16 protein-coding genes, 1 tRNA gene and 1 pseudogene are annotated in these 18,877 nt (G+C 69.1%); 7 read left to right on the top strand and 11 right to left on the bottom strand.

Annotation, left to right across the window (positions count from 1 at the left end; genetic code table 11):
- Positions 1-45 precede the first annotated feature (45 nt).
- Positions 46-843, top strand: a complete 798-nt coding sequence (locus CA984_RS22950; RefSeq protein WP_242676117.1) for a tyrosine-type recombinase/integrase — start codon at positions 46-48, stop codon at positions 841-843.
- 524 nt (positions 844-1,367) lie between these two features.
- Here the strand turns inward: CA984_RS22950 and CA984_RS22945 are convergent.
- Positions 1,368-2,321, bottom strand: a complete 954-nt coding sequence (locus CA984_RS22945; protein ID WP_133061749.1) for a CU044_5270 family protein — start codon at positions 2,319-2,321, stop codon at positions 1,368-1,370.
- Positions 2,318-2,908 (bottom strand): RNA polymerase sigma factor, encoded by a 591-nt coding sequence (locus tag CA984_RS22940; RefSeq protein WP_207620992.1) that lies wholly within the window; start codon positions 2,906-2,908, stop codon positions 2,318-2,320. The genes CA984_RS22945 and CA984_RS22940 overlap by 4 nt, the downstream gene beginning before the upstream one ends.
- Before the next feature lie 398 nt (positions 2,909-3,306).
- Here CA984_RS22940 and CA984_RS22935 point away from each other — a divergent pair, with 398 nt between their 5' ends.
- Both CA984_RS22935 and CA984_RS22930 read left to right on the top strand, forming a co-directional pair.
- A complete protein-coding gene (locus CA984_RS22935) occupies positions 3,307-6,366 on the top strand; it encodes a S8 family serine peptidase (RefSeq protein WP_165781370.1) in 3,060 nt (1,019 codons plus the stop codon).
- A gap of 1,069 nt (positions 6,367-7,435) precedes the next feature.
- Positions 7,436-7,984 (top strand): hypothetical protein, encoded by a 549-nt coding sequence (locus tag CA984_RS22930; protein WP_086575629.1) that lies wholly within the window; start codon positions 7,436-7,438, stop codon positions 7,982-7,984.
- Positions 7,985-8,034: 50 nt separating this feature from the next.
- On the opposite strand, the gene CA984_RS22925 is transcribed toward CA984_RS22930, so the two are convergent.
- From CA984_RS22925 to galU, 7 genes are all read right to left on the bottom strand, one after another.
- A tRNA-Ala gene (locus tag CA984_RS22925) sits at positions 8,035-8,108 on the bottom strand.
- 57 nt (positions 8,109-8,165) lie between these two features.
- Positions 8,166-8,765: a divisome protein SepX/GlpR gene (gene sepX / locus CA984_RS22920; protein ID WP_086575628.1), complete on the bottom strand. Its 600-nt coding sequence runs from the start codon at positions 8,763-8,765 to the stop codon at positions 8,166-8,168.
- 124 nt (positions 8,766-8,889) lie between these two features.
- Complete coding sequence (locus CA984_RS22915) at positions 8,890-9,543, bottom strand: GNAT family N-acetyltransferase (protein WP_086575645.1); 654 nt, start codon at positions 9,541-9,543, stop codon at positions 8,890-8,892.
- A gap of 45 nt (positions 9,544-9,588) precedes the next feature.
- Entirely contained in the window at positions 9,589-10,062 is a 474-nt protein-coding gene (locus CA984_RS22910; protein WP_086575627.1) for a MogA/MoaB family molybdenum cofactor biosynthesis protein, read from the bottom strand.
- A 106-nt stretch (positions 10,063-10,168) separates the two neighbouring features.
- On the bottom strand, positions 10,169-10,642 hold the full coding sequence (gene moaC, locus CA984_RS22905; RefSeq protein ID WP_086575626.1) for a cyclic pyranopterin monophosphate synthase MoaC: 474 nt from the start codon (positions 10,640-10,642) through the stop codon (positions 10,169-10,171).
- Between the two features lie 211 nt (positions 10,643-10,853).
- Positions 10,854-12,041, bottom strand: a complete 1,188-nt coding sequence (gene glp, locus CA984_RS22900) for a molybdotransferase-like divisome protein Glp (RefSeq protein WP_086575625.1) — start codon at positions 12,039-12,041, stop codon at positions 10,854-10,856.
- Positions 12,042-12,055: 14 nt separating this feature from the next.
- Positions 12,056-12,955: a UTP--glucose-1-phosphate uridylyltransferase GalU gene (gene galU / locus CA984_RS22895; RefSeq protein WP_086575624.1), complete on the bottom strand. Its 900-nt coding sequence runs from the start codon at positions 12,953-12,955 to the stop codon at positions 12,056-12,058.
- Positions 12,956-12,980: 25 nt separating this feature from the next.
- Here galU and CA984_RS22890 point away from each other — a divergent pair, with 25 nt between their 5' ends.
- The 3 genes and pseudogenes from CA984_RS22890 to CA984_RS49315 all read left to right on the top strand — a co-directional run.
- Positions 12,981-13,562: a 5-formyltetrahydrofolate cyclo-ligase gene (locus CA984_RS22890; RefSeq protein WP_086575623.1), complete on the top strand. Its 582-nt coding sequence runs from the start codon at positions 12,981-12,983 to the stop codon at positions 13,560-13,562.
- Positions 13,563-13,613: 51 nt separating this feature from the next.
- A complete protein-coding gene (locus CA984_RS22885) occupies positions 13,614-15,119 on the top strand; it encodes a potassium/proton antiporter (RefSeq protein WP_086575622.1) in 1,506 nt (501 codons plus the stop codon).
- Positions 15,120-15,129: 10 nt separating this feature from the next.
- A pseudogene (locus CA984_RS49315) lies at positions 15,130-15,369 on the top strand (FmdB family zinc ribbon protein); the annotation flags it as partial.
- 14 nt (positions 15,370-15,383) lie between these two features.
- Here CA984_RS49315 and CA984_RS49310 read toward each other — a convergent pair.
- Entirely contained in the window at positions 15,384-15,620 is a 237-nt protein-coding gene (locus CA984_RS49310; RefSeq protein ID WP_423229324.1) for a hypothetical protein, read from the bottom strand.
- A gap of 183 nt (positions 15,621-15,803) precedes the next feature.
- Positions 15,804-17,804, bottom strand: coding sequence for an MFS transporter (locus CA984_RS22875; RefSeq protein WP_086575620.1), 2,001 nt, complete (start codon positions 17,802-17,804; stop codon positions 15,804-15,806).
- A gap of 147 nt (positions 17,805-17,951) precedes the next feature.
- On the opposite strand from CA984_RS22875, the gene CA984_RS22870 reads away from it, so the two are divergent.
- Positions 17,952-18,761: an S-methyl-5'-thioadenosine phosphorylase gene (locus tag CA984_RS22870; RefSeq protein WP_086575619.1), complete on the top strand. Its 810-nt coding sequence runs from the start codon at positions 17,952-17,954 to the stop codon at positions 18,759-18,761.
- The last annotated feature ends 116 nt before the right edge of the window (positions 18,762-18,877 follow it).

Here is an 18,877-nt window from a genome sequence, read left to right as displayed (position 1 = left end):
GTCCCTACCCGGCCCATGCCCGAATCCGGAAGGAGGTGAATCCCGATGACCGGTCACAAGCCCGGCCGCGTCCGCTCCACGCTGCTGGACTCCGCGCCGATCGTGGTCCTGGCCGTGATCGCAGCTGTGGGGTCCTTCACCCACATCTCCGAACTGGCCGCCGAACACGGCCAGCACGGCTGGCAGTCCTGGGCGGTCGCGGTGTGCATCGACCTGATGTGCGTCATGGCCGCCCGTGAGCTCCAGCGCGACAAGCGCACCGGCCGCCCCCGGCGGGGGCCGATCCTGTCTGACAGAAAGGACCCGACCCGTCATGACTCTTCCCAACCTCTCGCACCTGGTAGAGGCTGCTCGCGCGTGGACGCGCGGCTCCTGGACCTCGATGGCACCCCAGCGTCCATCATGGTCTGGCGCTCGGTCCGAGAGGGCGGCGACACCAAGACCCGTAAGTCCCGGCGCACGCTGACCATGCCGAAGCGGTGCGGGGAAGCGCTCAAACTGCATCGGGAGCGTCAGGACGTGGCTCGCAAGGCGGCCAAAGCCTGGCAGGAGAACGACCTCGTGTTCGCGTCCAAGGTCGGTACGGAACTCGACGCGCACAGCGTCCGGCGCTCGTTCCGGGCTGTGCTCAAGCAGGCCGGTCTAAACGAGAAGGAGTGGACACCTCGGGAGATGCGGCACAGCTTCGTCTCGCTACTGTCCGACTCCGGTATCCCTCGGGAGGAGATCTCCCGCCTGGTCGGCCACCGCAACACCTCCGTGACGGAGACCGTCTACCGCAAGCAGCTCCGCCCGATGCTTCTGGAGGGTGCTGAGGCCATGGACCAGTTGTTCCCTGACTGATTCACGCCGTGGCATCATCGTCCGGCTTGGCCTACCCCGCGGAGGATGATCAGTGAAACCTCAGAACCGATCTCACATGTTCCCGCTGACCCTCGGATGGGCCGTTCTCCTCCTGGGAGGATGCGGAGCGGTTGTCAGCGGTGTCGACAACGACGCTATTCCCTTCCTGATCGCCAATTCCGCCGTCGGACTGGGTTGCATCCTGACCTCCGCCGTAATGGCGATCTCCGGTCGCGACCCGGAGTAGCAGGCATAGTCACTCAGTTGGTCCCCCAGCAACGCAGAAGGCCGCTCCCGATCTCTCGGAAGCGGCCTCTGACCTGGGTGGGGTGTTCACAAGTGCACTTGACCTGGGGCTGATGAGGCAGCGGAAAGATCGCTTCCCAGGTCGACGTTGATCGCTTCCCAGCTTTTCGATCTTGGATGTGGTTGTGCGATCAGACGGCGAAGCGTGCCATTCTCGTATTCTCCCTGGTCATCACTGGCGATTTCGTACCATGGCACGCGGCGTTGCCGGACACCCTCTACGGTCGGTCCCCCGGCCTGTCGACGACCTGGCTCTCCAGATACGCGGTCCACACCGTCGGCGTGCCTGCTTTGACCGTCCCGACTCTCTCGCTGAAGAACGTGCGATCGGTGACGGTCTCGCCGTACGTTCCCAGGAACCGGTAGTCCTCCGGGCTGATGATGATCTCGGACCGTTGCCAGGCCCCGGTGTAGACGAACGCGTTTCCGTGGCGCCCCGTCGCGTCGACGGCGTCCTGCTTGACCGAGACTCCCTTGATCATCGGGAGCGCGCGGAACAGCGCCGCCCTTACTTCGGGAACGAGCGGCTGCCCGCTCATGAGCTGGTGGATCGTCTGGAAGAGCCGCTCCTCCATGGTCCCGTCGGATTCGTCGGCCGCGGGGGTCACCGGCTTGCCGGAGAGCGCCGCCCGCATCCTGGTGAGCATCTCCTCTGGAGTCACCGGCGCCTCGGCGAGGTCGGTGGCGGTGATGCCAGGACCGGTTTCGTGGTGGACGAGCCTGCCCGTCCCGTCGTCCAGCGCCGTCTGCTTGCCGTCCGCGCTGTTCCACCGTTCGAGGGTGATGCGCTGCTCCATGTCCACCTCTGGCCTGGGCTCCTTGAGCAGCGGGGCGATGGTCTCCTTCGTGTACAGCCATTTGCCCGGTGAAAGAACGATCGCGTCGGGATCGGTCTCGGCGGCCCTGGCGGCCCGTTCGCCAAGCTCTCCGACGTTGGCGATGGGGACGATGACCGGCTGGTCGGCGTCCCGCGTCACGGTGAAGCCCACCACGGTGGCCACCGCGAGCGAGGTGGCCAGGACGAGGCGCCAAGCCAGGCGGGGCCTGCGTTGGCGCCTGACGGTGAGGGCTGGCTCGCGCATCGCGTGCAGCAGCTGGGCGCGGGCCGCGTCACGTGCCTCATCCGTGATCAAGGGCGGGTTGTCGCGAAATTTCCTGATCTTGTCCATCATGCGTCCTCTGCAGTCGGATCTTCGTCACCGAACGCGGCCCTGGCCTTCTTACGGGCGCGGTGCAAGCGCGAGCGCACCGTCCCGATCGGGATGCCGAGTGCCACGGCCACTTCCTCGTAGGTCAGGTCGCCCCATGCCACCAGCAAGAGCACGTCGCGATCCCGCTGCGACAGGGCCGCCAACGCCTTGGCCAGCCGGCGCTCCTCCATCTGCGCGGCGACACGGCCGACCGCCTCGTCGGCCATCGGCTCCGGCAAGGGGTCGACCCCGGTACGGCACAGCGCCCGCAGGAACCGCTCCTCGTTGCGCCGGTGCCTGGCGATGAGGTTGGTCGCGATGCCGTACAGCCAGGGCCTGGCCAGCCGGTGCGTCAGGTCGTAAGACTCCCGCTGGCTGAAGGCGATCAGGAATGTCTGCGCGGCGATGTCGTCGGCGGCCTGGGAGCCGAGGCGGCGGGAGATGTAGCGGTGGATCTGGTCGATATAACGGTCGAACACGCCAGCGAACTGCTCCGGGACGTCATGAGACCGGCGGATAAGCTCGGCGTCGTCCGCCTCGACCATCTCCTCGGCCTGCGTACTTGTCATGCCCGCTGTTTCCCGATGGGCCGGATCGAGTTCACACACTCGTCGAAATGGCAGATAACCGGTGCGAAGGTCTGACAGGAGAATTGTCGACGTTGCGGTCGGGCGGCTGACACAGTGTTCTCTCCGGTGGGCGACGGTGTCCTGCGGGGGCATCGGGCGCTACCCGCGCCGGGCCTGAGAACGACCGATGCTCCAACCTCGCGAAAGCAGACAACCGCGAACCCGGCAGCACTCTTCGGGCAACAGGGGAGCAGATCATTCCCTATTTCCCCGAGAGGCAGCTCATGTCCTTAGGCAACCCACTCATCGCCACCCTCTTAGCAGGAACGATCGGATTCACGCCGGTACCGGGTGAGCGTGCCCACATCCAGCAGCCAAGCACTCGGCAGACGAGCAGCGTGACTTTGATCACCGGTGACCGGGTCGTGGTCACCGGCAAGGGGTATCGCGTGGAGCCTGGCCCTGGCAGGCAGGTCGGGTTCATGAAGCAGGTGCGCGAGGGCCACCTGTACGTGATCCCGTCCGATGCCAGGGCTCTGGTCGCGGAGGGGGTGCTCGACAGGCGGCTGTTCGACATCACGCAGCTCCTGGAATGGAGATACGGGGACGCTGGCAGGACCGACATCCCGCTGATCATCCAGTCGGCCAAAGGCCTGGCGGCCCCGCCCCAGGGGACGCAACAGACCCGACAGCTCGCCGGCCTGGGCATGACTACGCTCCGCGTGCCCAAGGCGAGCGCGGGTCAGGCGTGGAAGGACCTGACGGACGGTGCCCGCACCCTGGCCGCGGGGACGACGAAGCTCTGGCTGGACGGCCGCCGGTTCTTCACCCTGGACCAGAGTGTCAAGCAGATCGGTGCCACCGAGGCGTGGAAGCAGGGCATGACCGGCAAGGGGGTCACGGTCGCCGTGCTCGACTCCGGCTACGACCCCGAACATCCGGACCTGAGGGGTGTGGTGGCGCAGGAGCGCAACTTCAGCGAGGATCCCGACATCCGCGACACCCTCGGCCACGGCACCCACATCGCCTCGACCGTCGCCGGGGCCGGGGAGAAGTACCGGGGGGTGGCGCCGGACGCGAAGCTCGCCATCGGCAAAGTGGGCAACGCCTCCGGTCTGACTGAATCCGCCATCCTGGCGGGGATGGAATGGGCCGCCATCGAGGTCAAGGCCAGGATCGTCAACATGAGCTTCGGTGGGAGTGATACCCCGGAGCTCGACCCCTTGGAACAGGCGGTGAACGCGTTGTCCGCGCGGACGGGCACGCTGTTCGTCACGGCTGCGGGAAACAGCGGCGGGCTGCGCCCAGTGGACAGTCCTGGCAGCGCCGACGCGGCCCTCACGGTGGGCGCCGTCGACAGGGAGGACCGGATGGCTCCTTTCTCCAGCACCGGACCGCGTGAGGGCGATCACGCGATCAAGCCGGACGTCACCGCGCCGGGCGTGGGCATCGTGGCCGCTGCGGCCGCCGGCACCACCGAGGGCTCCCACGTCGCGATGAGTGGCACCTCGATGGCCACCCCGCATGTGGTCGGAGCCGCGGCGATCCTCGCTCAGCGCCACCCCGAGTGGACCGGCGAGCAGCTCAAGGCCGCGCTCACCGGCAGCGCCGCGCCCTCGGCCGGCGCGACGCCGTACCAGCAGGGCACCGGGCGGGTGGACCTGGTCCGCGCGCTCGCCCAGCAGGTCGTGGCCGAGCCGGGCAACATGTGGGCCGCCTTCCCCTGGGATGGCTCAGGCGATCACGTGACGACCAGGATCATCACCTACGCCAACTCCGGAGACGCTCCGGTCGATCTCGACCTCACCGCCGAGGGGGAGGTGCTGAAGCTCTCCACCCAGCGGATCGAGGTACCCGCCAGAGGACAGGTGTCGGTCACGCTCACGATCGACGCCAAGGGAAAGGCCAAGGGCGACTATCCCGGGACCGTCACCGCCCGGTCGGGCGAGACCGTGATCCGCACCCTGGCCGGCGCGTACGTCGAGCCGGAGTCCTACGACGTGACCATCGACACCATCGGCAGAGGCGGCGAACCCGTCAGCTCCTACATCCAGATTTATGACCCGAAAACCGGCGCCGTCCACGAGCTGGCCCTCGAGAACGGGGTCGCCAAGGTCCGGCTGCCCAGGGGCGAATGGAGCCTCTATTCGGAGATCGACGAACGGGCGACCGGGAGAACGATCGCCCACACCACGCTGAAGGTCGACAGCGGCGACCAGCGGGTCACCGTAGACGCACGTCAGGGCAAGCCGGTCCGGGTCGCGCTCGACGACCCGACCGCGGCGCCCAGACGTGGCTTCGAAACGCAGCTGGGTCAAGGCCGGTGGGGCATCGCCTGGTCGACGAGCCTGGACGTCAATGCCAGGTTCTTTGTCGTTCCCGGGCGCCGGGCGGGGCTGCACTACATGCTCAGAACCGTCTGGTACAGCAAGGACGTGTCGCCGAGCCCGTATGTCTACGACCTCGTCGATTACCACACCGACGGGATCCCCGAGGATCCCACGTACACCGCCAGGCAGCGGGATCTCGCGAAGGTGACGGCGACCTACCGGGCGTCTGGGGTGGCGGCCAAGGGCACCCCGCTCTTCGGGCCCCGCTTTCGCGACGCCGAGTCCCTGTTCATGTCCGAGCCTCCCGACGACATTGACCTGCCCGGCACGCTCACGCACTATCGGACCCCCGGGTTGATCTGGGACAGCTGGCTCGAGGTCGGCACATCCCTGATGGTCGACGGCGGCAAAGCCATGAAGCGTGGACACACCCAAGAGGTGTGGAATGCGGCGGTGAGCGGCCCGTCCCTCGCCAGACCCAGCGGCAGCCGCACCGGCGACGAGCTGACCTTCTCCGCCGGCAGAATCTTCGCCGACGGCGTCGCCGGAAGGACCGGTGTGGACGCCGCGGCCACCGGCACCGCCACTCTCATCCGAGACGGGCGAGTACTCGCCACGACAGATCTCGCCAAGTGCACGCTCGACCAGCCGCAGACGTGCGGGCTCCAGGCCGACCTGCCGGTCGAGTCCGCCGCGTACATACTGAGCACGTCGATGCGCAGGCAGGTGCCGTACTCGACGCTGTCCACGGCTGTGCACAGCGTCTGGACGTTCCGGTCGGCGAGCACGGCGAAGGAGCAGCCGCTGCCGCTGATGGCGGTGCGCTTCGCCCCTTCTGGGCTCGACGACGCCAACCGCGCCAAGCCGGGTTCTGCGACTCGGCTGCCGATGTGGGTCGAGCGAAACCCGGGAGCCCCCAAGGCAGCGGTACGGTCCGTCCAACTGGAGATGTCCTCCGACGACGGCACGAGCTGGCGCCGGATCCCGGCTGCCCCGACTCCCACGGGATGGACGGCCGCGGTGCCCAACCCGAACACACCGGGATTCATCTCGCTGCGGGTGACGGCGACCGACACCGCCGGCACCGGCCTCACGCAGACGATCATCCGCGCCTACGCGGTCGGATGATCACGTAGCCTGTCCACGTCCGTCCAGGCCGGGCGGGCGTGGTGCTCGTGGGGCGCCCGCGCAGCTGTTTACCGTTCACGGTCCTGTGGCTTCCTCTGTGCTTAAGTCACAAATGTGCTTAAGTCACAAAGGCCCAGGCAGAACGCGATCACCGTCGCGGCCCCGGCTTCGACGCCACCGGCGGCGCCCGCCACGGACTCGGCCTCGCCAGGCTGAAGCCGAGCTGCGGCGGCTTCGCCTGAACACCCGGCGGCAACGCCCCGGCTACGTCACCCGCAACACCGTGACCAGCGACGGACGCGCGGCCACCATCGCCGTCACCGCCCCTGCCGTGATGCTTCCCGCCGCTAAGCACATCGAGGCCGCACTCTGCAAGTAAGCGCCACACCGCCGCCCCCAAGGGCTCGCGAGGGTCGAGGGTGGTTCCCACCATCCTCGACCCTCGCGGCATTTCTGGATGTTCCGCCCGCGCTGCGACTGATCCTTTCCCTGCCGACGGCAGACCCACGACCACCCCGAGCCCACACCCAGGACACGACAACGCCTGCGAGCACGACCTTGTCCCATCCAGGGCCAACAGCAGACCGCCACCTCGCGAGTGATCCGCCCCGCCACCCACCGCACAACACCACAACGACCGCCGGGTTTCGCATGCCCACCGGCCGGTCCCACACACGCTCACAGCGGTCCACCACCACCAGCGCCCTCCGCCGCGACCACCACACGAGCCAAAATCAGCCCGGCCGGCGGCCACAGGACCTCGGAAACGACGAGATCCCGCCCGATCAAGCGATCGGACAGGATCTCGTCAACCGTTCCTGAGCCAACTCAAGAACGGCCCCTTGTGGAGATGAGGGGATTCGAACCCCTGCCCCCTTCGATGCGAACCCTGGTAGGACGCACCGGGCCTGCTCGCCGGATGTCATCCTGTGCCGTCAGGTACCGCGCCGATGCCGTCTGATGATCTCGGCCACGCCCTCGTGTCAGCGAGTTCGCTGACTTTTCACTGACTCCAATCCACGAGAGTTCAGGGGAAGCTAGGCCCCACCTCGACGGCTATCGTGCGTCTGTGACGATCACTGATGTCGAGATGGCCGCTCTGCTCGCGCCGGCAGGGCTCCGCTTCATAGAGCGGCGGAATCAGGCAGAAGTCCAGTTGCCTCCGCTGCCACCGGGATACTCAGCCGCAAGTGCAGGTCCCGAGCATGGTCGGTTCGATTCCCACCCCGACGAAGTAGCCGATGTCGACGCTCCAGACATGCCTGACAAGGTCAATGCGAGCTGGTTCCGGATGGCAACGGAGTACGGGCTCTTCAACGATGACCGCGAGTTCCTGCTGGCGGTGGAGTATGCGGAGTACGGCGAAGCAGGCGATGAGGAAGCCCACACCGCCTGGGTCCGAGTAGGGCTCCTCGACGACTGGGACTTCGTCGCGAGCGAAGTAGATCAGCTGCGGAGCTGGATGGCAGGGCTGCACACGACGCGCTTCATACCGGAGTTCACGGTGGCGTCCCTGGATGGGCGGACAATGATGAACACCACCGTCTGGGGCGACGGCACCGTCAGCACCATCGCCATATGCCCCTCCTACGAGGAGGAGCCAAAACACAGGCCCTGAACAGCGAAAAGGCCCGGCTCCATTATCTGGAACCGAGCCTTTCGATCTTGTGGAGATGAGGGGATTCGAACCCCTGACCCCTTCGATGCGAACGAAGTGCGCTACCGGACTGCGCTACATCCCCAAGACGTGCACTAGGTTAGCAAACTTCCGGAGCCGCTCGCGCCATTCACGGCGAAGATCAATCGCCGACCGCACGGCGGGGGGGCTCGGCGTACTGGTCGAAGAGCTCGTCCCGGTGCGCGGCCAGGTCGATGATCTCCGCGACCGGCTGCTGGGCCTCCAACCGGGCGGCCCGGCGCCGGGCGCGCCTGGCACGTTCCGCGCGGGCCTGAGCGGCGGCCCTGCGCTGCTCGGCGTCGATCTGGACCGAGACCCGCAGAATAGCCAGGTAAGTACCTAGAAGCACCACTGAGGGCGCGACACCCCACCAGGGGATGATCTGGACGGCGGCCGTCACCATCGAGGCGAGGAGCAGGAGCGTGCACCAGAAGGTCAGCCGCCTGCGTTTGGCCACCTGCAGCGCCCGGCGGCGCTGCTCGGCGCGACGGCGTTCGCCCGAGGCCCGCAGGGACCGGGACTCGGTCGTGGTCGTCCCCACGGGCGCGAGATCGGTCCTGGTATCGGAGGCCTCGTCCTCGATCGGCTGCTCGTCCGGGACGTACGGCTCAGCGCCCTTGTCGGTCTCGGCGAAGGTGGGGCGGTCCCGGCGCAACCACATGGGGACGAGGACGCACAACCACATTATGACAATGGCCAGATAGAGAAGAGCGCTGCTCACGGCAGCCTCCGGGCAGCATGAAAACGCCTGTGGTCTCTTGGCGTCTTCAATGTGCTCACGTCACGCACCGTAAGACCGCGTGTCACTATTTGACGAGTATTCAGTGCGGTGTGTCGCGAGATCTTCAAACCTCTTCATGGGGAGCGCCACCATGGGCCGCCGATTCTCGGGCCCTCCGCCACCGCACGAGCAGGCCTCTTGGTGCGTCTTCGACCGTGAGCGCGTAACAAATGTGGTCACGCCAAGCACCGTCGATGTGCAGATGTCGCCTTCTGATGCCTTCTTCCCTGAAGCCGAGCTTTTCAACCACCCTGCGACTTGCGTGATTCTCCGGTCTGATGTTGGCCTCCACCCGGTGCAGCCCGGTGGTGAAGAAACAGTGGTCGACCGCCATGGCCACGGCGGTGGGAATGATGCCCCGGCCGGCCAGGGCGCCGTCCACCCAGTAGCCGATCTGGGCCGATCTGGCCGAACCCCAGACGATGGCGCCGACCGTGAGCTGCCCGACGAAGGCGCCCTCGTAGGTGACGACCCAGGGCAGCGCGAGCCCCTGCCGGGCCTCCCTGCGAAGGGTGCCGGCCATCGAGATGTAGGGACCGAGGCCCGTCCTGAACAGAGGGGTCTCCGGGTTGCTGGGCTCCCAGGGGCGGAGCCAGTTGGCGTTGCGCAGCCGCGACTCCCGCCAGACACGCACATCCCGCAGGCGCAGCGGCCGAAGTCCCACCGGGCCTTCCGTCAGGGTCACCGGCCAGCCACGTAGTCGATCCACGCCCTCCATCATCCCCCCAAGACACGCCGGGTGCCATGGAGTCCTTCAGGCGGCTCAGCGTGGGTGGTCTCCCCCTCGGATCTGGTCCACGGCGTGCTCCAGCACGGGCAGGAGCACGGCCATGCCGTCGCGGACCCCTCCGGTGGAGCCCGGCAGGTTGACGATCAGGCTGCCGCCGGCCTGCCCGGCGAGCCCACGGGACAGGATCGAGGTGGGCACCCTGTCACGGCTGGACTGCCGGATGGCCTCGGCGATGCCGGGGATCTCCCGGTCCAGTACCCGCGCGGTCATCTCCGGGGTGAGGTCGGCCGGGGTCAGCCCGGTGCCGCCGGTGGTGACGATCACGTCGTATCCCTCGGCCACCCCCGCCCGCAGTGCCAGATCCACCTCGTAGCCGTCGGGGACCACCCGGGGACCGTCCACGTCGCATCCGGCCTCGGCGAGAAGCTCGGCCAGCAGTTTTCCGGATTTATCCTCGTATATCCCGGCGGAGGCCCGGTTGGACGCCGTGATCACCAGAGCTCTCATGCCGACATCCTCCCAGCCTCGCTCACCACGCCCGCCCTCAGGCCCCGACAGCCGCATCCGCGACGCCCTCAGGCCCCGACAATCGCCTCCGCACCGACGCCGGCGATCAGGCCTGCCGGTTCCACACCCCGGTCTTGCCGCCGGTCTTCTCCTCGACCCGGACATCGGTAATCACAGCTGCCGGGTCCACCGCCTTGACCATGTCGATCAGCGCGAGCGCGGCGACCGAGACGGCGGTCAGCGCCTCCATCTCGACACCGGTCCGGTCGGCGGTCTTGACCCGGGCGGTGATCTCCACGCCGTCGTCGACCACGGCCAGCTCGACCTTCACCCCGTGCAGTGCGATCGGGTGGCAGAGCGGGATCAGGTCGGGGGTGCGCTTGGCGCCCATGATGCCCGCGATCCGCGCGGTGCCGATCGCGTCGCCCTTGGGGATGTCCCCCGACCTCAGCAGGGCCACGGCCTCGGTCGACAGCAGCACCTTGCCGGTGGCGCTCGCCGTACGGACGGAGACGTCCTTGGTGGAGACGTCCACCATGCGTGCCGCGCCGGTCTCATCGATATGCGTGAATCCACTCATATGCACACAATGCCCTGCGTCCCGGCGCACGCGCTCACCGCACCGGCTCGCGCACTCCGTCCGCTCGCTCGCATGCGCCCACGCGGATCGCTCCGCCCGTCACCCCGCCTGCTTGCCTGAACCACCTGAATCACCGCGTCCGCCCGAATCATCGCGCTCGCCCGAATCACCGCGCCTGCCCGGATCCCCGCGTCCGCCCGGATCCGCCCGTTCACAGGGGGATGACCTCCACGGTCGCGCCCTCGGGCAGTTCGGTGACGTCCTCGGAGATCACGATCAGGGCGTTGGCCGCGGCCAGGGCGGCGAGCTGGTGCGAGCCCTGCCCCCGCACCGGTGTGACGGTCCCGTCGGCGGCCAGCACCGCCCGCAGGTAGGACCGCCTGCCCTGGGGCGAGCGGAGCGGTGAGGCGGTCAGGGCGCGCACCGTCGGCGCGGGCCCGGCGGGCAGGCCGCGCATCTTCCGCAGCGCCGGCCGGACGAACAACATGAACGACACGAAGGACGACACCGGATTGCCCGGCAGCGCGAAGATCGGAATCTGGTCCTCGCCCACCACGCCGAACCCCTGGGGCATGCCCGGCTGCATGGCGACGCGGTCGAAACGGACCGTGCCGAGAGGGCCGAGCGCCTCCTTGACCGGCTCGTAGGCGCCCATCGAGACGCCGCCGCTGGTGATCACTGCGTCGGCCCGCAGGAGCTGCGCGTCGAGCTGGTCGAGGAACAGCCGGGCGTCGTCGGCCACGACTCCGGCCCGGTACCCGTCGCCCCCGGCCTCGCGGACGGCGGCGACCAGGGTGTAGCTGTTGGACTCCCAGATCTGGCCGGGGGCCAGAGGGGTGCCGGGCTCGGCCAGCTCCGCACCTGTGGAGATCACCACGACTCTCGGCCGGGGCCGTACCAGCACCCGGCGGCGGCCGACCCCGGCCAGGATGCCGAGCTGCGCGGGACCGATCAAGGTCCCCGCCGGCAGCACGACCTCACCGGCGCGCACGTCCTCGCCCGCACGGCGGATCGCGTTTCCCGGCGGCGCCGGCCGGTCGATCGTGACCTGGGCCGTGCCGCCGTCGGTCCACTCGACCGGGACCACGGCGTCGGCCCCCTCGGGCATCGGGGCGCCGGTCATGATCCGCGTGACCGTGCCGGGGCCGACGGTGAGCCGCCCGTCGTCACCGGCCGCGATGTCACCGAGCACCGGCAGCGTCACCGGGGGCTGCCTGACGTCTTCGGCCCGTACGGCGTAGCCGTCCATGGCCGAGTTGTCGAACGGCGGCAGCGGGACCGGGGAGGTGACCTCCTCGGCCAGGGTCGTGCCCAGCGCCTGTTCCAGATCCACCTCAAGCGGGGCGAGTGCCCGCACGGTGAGCAGGATGTCCGCCAGGTGGTCGTCAACCGATCTCATCGGGCTCGTCGGGGTCATCGGGATGCCAGGAACTCCTTCAGCCAGGGCATGAACTCCGGTGCCAGGTCGGACCGGTCCGCCGCGAACTGCACCACGGTGCGCAGGTAGTCGAGCTTGTTGCCGGTGTCGTAGCGGCGGCCGCGGAACAGCACGCCGTGGACCGGCCCGCCCTCGTCCCCGCCGCGACCGGCCAGGGTGCGCAGGGCGTCGGTCAGCTGGATCTCGTTGCCGCGGCCCGGAGGGGTGTTCTCCAGGACCTCGAAGACGGCGGGGTCGATCACGTAGCGGCCGATGACGGCCCAGTTGGACGGGGCCTCCTCGGCCGGCGGCTTCTCCACCAGGTCGGTCACCCGCACCACGTCGTCCTCGGAGGTGGGCTCGATGGCGGCGCAGCCGTACAGGGAGACCTGCTCCTTCGGCACCTCCATCAGCGCGATGACGCTGCCGCCGTAGGTGCCGCGTACCTCGATCATGCGCTTGAGGAGCTCGTCGCGGTAGTCGATCAGGTCGTCACCGAGCAGGCAGGCGAACGGGTGGTCGCCCACGTGCTGCTTGGCGCAGAGCACGGCGTGGCCGAGGCCGCGCGGCTCGCCCTGCCGTACGTAGTGGAGCGTCGCCAGGTCGGCGGGCTCCCGCACCTGGGAGAGCCGTTCGTCGTCGCCCTTGGCCTCCAGGGCGTCCTCAAGCTCGATCGCCCGGTCGAAGTGGTCCTCGATGGAACGCTTGTTCTTACCGGTGACCATCAGGACGTCGAGCAGCCCGGCGGAGACCGCCTCCTCGACGACATACTGGATCGCGGGCTTGTCGACGATCGGCAGCATCTCCTTGGGAGTCGCCTTGGTCGCCGGTAGGAAGCGGGTGCCCAGGCCCGCGGCGGGAACAACGGCTTTGGTCACAGGATGCAAGTCGGCCATAACCGAAACCATAGTGGAGGGATCTGTGGACAAGCTGAAGCTGCGCTCGACGGTCGAGGCCGCGCGTGCCTCGATCCCCGGAGACGAGCGGCATGCGGCTTCCGTCCGGACTCGGGAAACACTGCTGGAGCAGCCGTGGGTCCAGATGGCCGGCCTCATCGCGTGCTACTGGTCCATCGGGACGGAACCGGCGACCCACGGGCTCGTCTTCGCGCTGTGGAAACACGGCGCCACCGTGATCCTGCCGGTGCTCCGTGACGACGACGACCTCGACTGGGCGGTGTACGACGGTCCCGACACGCTCGCTCCCGGCCGTTTCGGGCTCATGGAGCCGGTGGACACCCGGCGCGGCGTCGACGCGATCAGGACCGCCGCCCTGGTGATCGTGCCCGCGCTGGCGGTGGACCGGTTCACCGGAGTACGGCTCGGCCGCGGCGGCGGCTCCTACGACCGGGCGCTGGCGAGGGTCGGCCCGAACGTGCCGACGGTCGCCCTGCTCTACGAGGGTGAGCTGCTGGAGGGCGTCCCCGCCGAGCCTCACGACCTGCCGGTCCGCTACGCGGCCCTGCCGGGCGGGATCACCGCCGTCGCTCCTCGGAGTGCCTGACGACTCGGCCGAATGCGACACAATGGTCCCTGGAGTCAGAGAGGGGGCCAGATGGGATGGGATGTCTGGCTGCTTCTCGGGGCTGGAATCGTCATCGCGGCCATCCTCGCGGTGCGGGTCGCCCACCGGAGCGGGCTGCCGAGCCTTCTCATCTTCTTGGGCTTCGGCCTGCTCGTCGGCGAGTCCGGCTTCGGGCTCCAGTTCGAGAACCCTGAGCTCGCCCAGCAGATGGGGCTGGTCGCCCTGGCGATCATCCTGGCCGAAGGCGGCCTGACCACCAACTGGAACCACGTCAAGCGCTCCATCCCGACCGCGCTGGTGCTGGCCACCGTCGGTGTCGGGATAAGCGTCGCGGCCGTCGCGGTCCCCGTGCACCTGCTGCTCGGCATGGACTGGCGGACCGCGCTGCTGCTCGGTGCGATCCTCGCCTCCACCGACGCGGCGGCCGTCTTCTCCGTCCTGCGCCGCCTCCCCCTGCCCCCGCGCCTGGCGGGCATCCTGGAGGCCGAGTCCGGCCTCAACGACGCGCCGACCGTCATCGCCGTGATGCTGCTGAGCGCCGCCACCTCGCCCAGTCTGGGAAGCGCGCTGCTGCTGGTCGTCTTCGAGCTGACGGTGGGCGCGATCGTCGGCCTGGCGGTCGGGCCGCTCGGCGTCTACGCGCTGCGCCGCATCGCGCTGCCGGTCTCCGGCCTGTACCCGATCGCGGTGCTGGCGCTGTCGTTCGTCGCCTACGCCGGCGCCGTGCTCCTGCACGGCAGCGGCTTCCTGGCGATCTACCTGGCCTCCCTGGTCATGGGCAACTCCCGGATGCCGCACCGGGCCGCCTCCCGCGGGTTCGCCGAGGGCGTCGCCTGGCTGGCCCAGATCGGCCTGTTCGTCATGCTCGGCATGCTGGCCAGCCCGTCGGAGATGCCGTCGGCGATCGTCCCGGGCCTGGTGGCCGGGCTGATCCTGGTCCTGGTGGTCCGGCCGCTGTCGATCGTCCTCTCCGCCCAGCTGGTACGGCTGGCACGGGTCGACCGGCTGAACTGGCGGGAACAGGCCTTCCTGTCGTGGGCGGGACTGCGCGGAGCGGTGCCCATCGTGCTCGCGACCATTCCCTGGGCCGCCGACTCGGTCGCGGAGGGCACCGCCAAGTTCGTGTTCAACGAGGTCTTCGTCATCGTCGTCGTCTACACCCTGGTGCAGGGGCCGACGCTGCCCTTCGTGGCGAAGCTGCTCGGGCTCTCCACTCCCGACGAAGCCCGCGACCTGGAGGTGGACTCGGCGCCGCTGGAGGAGCTCAACGCCGACCTGCTGCAGATCAAGGTGCCGCCCACCTCGAAGCTGCACGGCGTGGAGATCTTCGAGCTGAGGCTGCCCACCGACGCCCAGGTGACGCTGATCGTCAGGGACGGCCGGACGTTCGTGCCCGCCGACTCCACGAGGATCAGGATCGACGACCAACTCCTGGTCGTGACCACCGCGGCCTGCAGGGATCCGGTCGAACGGCGGATACGGGCGATCAGCCGCAGGGGCAAACTCGCCGGCTGGTTCGGCGAGCTGGGCACCTGATCCGAGTGGAATGCGACAGGTTCGACTCGCGTTTAAGCTTGTCGGCTGCGTACCATTAGCAGTCGCGTCTATAGAGTGCCAATCGGCGCGGACAACCGAGGAGGAGCGCGTGCCCACCTACCAGTACGCCTGTAGTGCATGCGGCAATGAGTTCGACATCGTCCAGAAGTTCTCCGACGACGCGCTCACCGAGTGCCCGACCTGCTCGGGCGAGCTACGCAAGGTGTTCTCCGCGGTCGGCATCGTCTTCAAGGGGTCGGGCTTCTACCGGACCGACAGCCGGTCTTCCTCCACGAGCACGGTGAGCTCCGGCGGCGCGAGCTCCTCGTCGAGCTCGCCGGCCTCGTCCGGCTCCGACTCGTCCGGCTCGTCCGGCTCGTCGACGGAGTCGGCCTCCTCGACGTCCTCGAAGACGACGAAGACCACGAGCAGCCCGGCCCCCGCGGCGTCCTGAGCCGGCCTCCCGGACCGGGTCGGCCGTTCCGGGAGGTCGCGCTCCAAGGGCCGGCCGTTCCGTCCGCGGACGGACGAGCCGCTCCTCCCGCGACCGTACCTGCCGCAGGCCGGGCCCGCCGTACCTCCCGTGACCGGGCCCGCCGCACCTGCCGCAGGCCGGTCGGCCGTATCTCCCGTGATAGGGCCCGCCGTACCTGCCGCAGGCCGGTCAGCCGTTCCGCAGGCCGGTCACCCGTTCCGGGGGCGATCGCCCGCCGAGCCGAGCAGCTCGCCGGGGAGCCGCTGCAGCAGCTCGCGGAGCCGGGGATGCTCCTCGGGGTTCCAGTCCCGGACCAGCCGCCGGAGACCCTCACGGGCCTCCGCGACCAGCCGGTCGGCCACCTGCTCGCCGGCCGGGGTCAGTCCCAGGACGCCGTCGTCGGCCCGGCGGACCAGGCCGCGCGCGACGAGCAGGTCCGCGTACGGCCGGCCCCTTTCGACCGTCACCCCCGCCCGCTCGGCGAGCTCCGTGCCCGCCTGGGGACCCTGGGTGCCGAGGCGGGCGAGCAGCCACACGGCGCCGGGCGGCAGATCCAGGTCGGCCATGTCGCTCAGGCGGCGGTAGTAGTCCCTGCGCATGTCCGCGTCGGCCAGCCGCCACAGCCCCCGCTCCACCTCGGCGAGCGAGGAGCGTTCGGTGGGCGCGGCGCCGTAGCCTTCGCCCAGGTCGGCCGCCTTGGTGGTCTCCCGCAGAGGCACCTCGGGCAGCAGCCAGGCCGCGGCGAAGGCGATCAGGACCGCCGGCGCGCTGTAGAGGAAAACGTGGGCGATCGCGTCGGAGTAGGCCGCGAGGAACGCCGTGGCGGTCTCCGGCGGCAGCCTCTGGACGACCGTCGGGTCCGACTGGACCGCCCTCTCCATCCCCGGCGGGATGCTCACCGTCCGCGAGAGCCGTACCAGGTCGTCGGTGAGCCGCGATGTGAAGATCGATCCGGCGATCGCGACGCCGAACGAGCCGCCGATCAGGCGGAAGAAGGTCGCCCCCGAGGTGGCCACCCCGAGGTCCTCGAACCCGACCGCGTTCTGCACCACGATCACCAGCACCTGCATCACCAGGCCGATGCCCACGCCCAGCACGAGCAGGTAGACGCTGAGCCGGAGGGTGGAGGTGTCCTCGCGGACGTGGGAGAGCAGGTAGAGCCCGATCGACACGATCGCGGTGCCGAGGATCGGGAAGACCTTGTATCTCCCGCTGCGCGTGATGATCTGCCCGCTGACGATCGAGGTCACCAGCATGCCGCCCATCATCGGCAGCAGGTGGAGCCCGGACGCGGTGGGCGAGACTCCCTGGACGACCTGCAGGAACAGCGGCATGTAGGTGAGCGGGCCAAACATCGCGAAACCCACGACGAAGCCGATCAGCGAGGCCACGTTGAAGACCCGCATCCTGAACAGGCGCGGCGGCAGCACCGGTTCCCTCGCCCGCTTCTCCGCCTGCCACCAGAGCGCCAGCAGCGCCGCCGCGGCGATTCCCAGCCCGACGACGACCGGGTCCCCCCAGGGGTAGGCGGTCCCGCCCCAGGTGGCCATCAGGACCAGGCAGGCGGCCCCGCCGCCGAGGAAGACCATGCCGAGGTAGTCGATGGCGTGCCGTGTCCGCTCCGTGCCGGACGGCAGCGCCGTGGAGATCACGATCAACGCGAGGACGCCGATCGGCAGGTTGACGTAGAAGACCCAGTGCCAGGACAGGTGGTCCACGAAGAGGCCGCCGAGCAGTGGCCCCGCGACGCTGGAGACCGCGAACACCGCGCCGAAGAACCCCTGGTACCTCCCCCGCTCCCGGACCGGCACGACGTCCCCGACGATCGCCTGGGCGAGCACCATGAGACCGCCGCCGCCCAGCCCCTGCAGGGCGCGGAAGCCGATGAGCTCTCCCATGTTCCGCGACAGGCCGCACAGCGCCGAGCCCACCAGGAAGACGACGATCGCGGCCTGGAACAGTTTCTTCCTGCCGTACTGGTCGCCGAGCTTGCCCCACAGGGGCGTCGAGACGGTCGAGGACAGGATGTAGGCGGTGACCACCCAGGACAGCTCCTCCAGGCCGCCCAGGTCGCTGACGATCGTCGGCAGCGCGGTCGAGACGATCGTCTGGTCCAGCGCGGCGAGCAGCATGCCGAGCATGAGCGCGCCGATGACGAGCCCTACGCCCCCCGTGAGCCGCGCGTGCCGCCGAGACTGCTGGGCATTCATCCGAACCCCCGATCGGTGTACGGCAGATCATACCCAGAGTGATCAGACGGCCACATTGAGGACACGGTTATCCACAGGGTGTGCGCCGTGTCCACAGGTCGCGCTCCCGCTCTCCTCACGGGCCGCGATGGCGCTAATCTCAGCGCCATGGTCACTCGCGCAGACATCGGAGTCATCGGCGGCTCGGGCTTCTACTCCCTGCTCGACGACGCCACGGAGATCGAGGTGGCGACCCCCTACGGTCCCCCCAGCGACGTCGTCACCGTCGGCAGGCTCGGAGAGCGCTCGGTCGCCTTCCTGCCCCGCCATGGCCGCGACCACCGCTTCCCACCCCATCGCATCCCCTACCGCGCCAACCTGTGGGCCCTGCGTTCCCTCGGCGTCCGCCAGGTTCTCGCCCCCAGTGCCGTCGGCTCCCTCCGCCCCGAGCTCGGCCCCGGCACCTTGGTCGTCCCGGACCAGCTCGTCGACCGCACCTCCGGCCGCGCGCAGACCTACTACGACAGCGACGGCGTCGTCCACGTCGCCTTCGCCGACCCCTACTGCCCCACCGGCCGGGCGGCGGCCGCGTCGACCGCCCGGTCCACCGGGTGGGACCTGGCAGACAACGGCACCCTGGTGGTCATCGAAGGCCCCCGCTTCTCCACCCGCGCCGAATCCCGCTGGTTCACCGCCAACGGCTGGACGATCGTCGGCATGACCGGCTTCCCCGAATCCGTCCTCGCCCGCGAGCTGGCCATGTGTTACACCTCACTGTCGCTGGTCACCGACCACGACGCCGGAGTCGAGGCCGGCGAGGGGGTCACCCACGAGGAGGTCCTCGCCTTCTTCGCCACCAACATCGCCCGCATGCGCTCCCTCGTCACCGACGTCGTCGCCGCCCTGCCCCAGAACCGCGCCTGCCCCTGCGGCAACGCCCTGGACGGCCTCAAACTCCCCTTCGACCTCCCCGAGTAGCTCCTTACCCTTCCCTCCGCCCCGACCTCACGGCAGGACCGCCCCGCCGCGAGCTCCGCTCCAGCCTCGCCTTACAGCGGGCACCTCACCCACTCCACCCGCCCCGCCCCGTACGG

It is taken from the genome of Streptosporangium minutum, from assembly GCF_002149035.1.
GTDB lineage: Bacteria > Actinomycetota > Actinomycetes > Streptosporangiales > Streptosporangiaceae > Streptosporangium > Streptosporangium minutum.
This window is presented reverse-complemented; position numbering and strand designations above follow the sequence as displayed.

What these genes read in the sequence shown, in the direction of transcription:
- CA984_RS22885 (WP_086575622.1), top strand. Translation starts at nt 13,614, where the DNA reads ATGGGATGGGATGTCTGGCTGCTTCTCGGGGCTGGAATCGTCATCGCG.
- CA984_RS22875 (WP_086575620.1), bottom strand. Translation starts at nt 17,804, where the DNA reads ATGAATGCCCAGCAGTCTCGGCGGCACGCGCGGCTCACGGGGGGCGTA.
- CA984_RS22940 (WP_207620992.1), bottom strand. Translation starts at nt 2,908, where the DNA reads ATGACAAGTACGCAGGCCGAGGAGATGGTCGAGGCGGACGACGCCGAG.
- CA984_RS22910 (WP_086575627.1), bottom strand. Translation starts at nt 10,062, where the DNA reads ATGAGAGCTCTGGTGATCACGGCGTCCAACCGGGCCTCCGCCGGGATA.
- CA984_RS22915 (WP_086575645.1), bottom strand. Translation starts at nt 9,543, where the DNA reads ATGGAGGGCGTGGATCGACTACGTGGCTGGCCGGTGACCCTGACGGAA.
- CA984_RS22945 (WP_133061749.1), bottom strand. Translation starts at nt 2,321, where the DNA reads ATGATGGACAAGATCAGGAAATTTCGCGACAACCCGCCCTTGATCACG.
- glp (WP_086575625.1), bottom strand. Translation starts at nt 12,041, where the DNA reads ATGAGATCGGTTGACGACCACCTGGCGGACATCCTGCTCACCGTGCGG.
- CA984_RS22950 (WP_242676117.1), top strand. Translation starts at nt 46, where the DNA reads ATGACCGGTCACAAGCCCGGCCGCGTCCGCTCCACGCTGCTGGACTCC.
- CA984_RS22870 (WP_086575619.1), top strand. Translation starts at nt 17,952, where the DNA reads ATGGTCACTCGCGCAGACATCGGAGTCATCGGCGGCTCGGGCTTCTAC.
- galU (WP_086575624.1), bottom strand. Translation starts at nt 12,955, where the DNA reads ATGGCCGACTTGCATCCTGTGACCAAAGCCGTTGTTCCCGCCGCGGGC.
- moaC (WP_086575626.1), bottom strand. Translation starts at nt 10,642, where the DNA reads ATGAGTGGATTCACGCATATCGATGAGACCGGCGCGGCACGCATGGTG.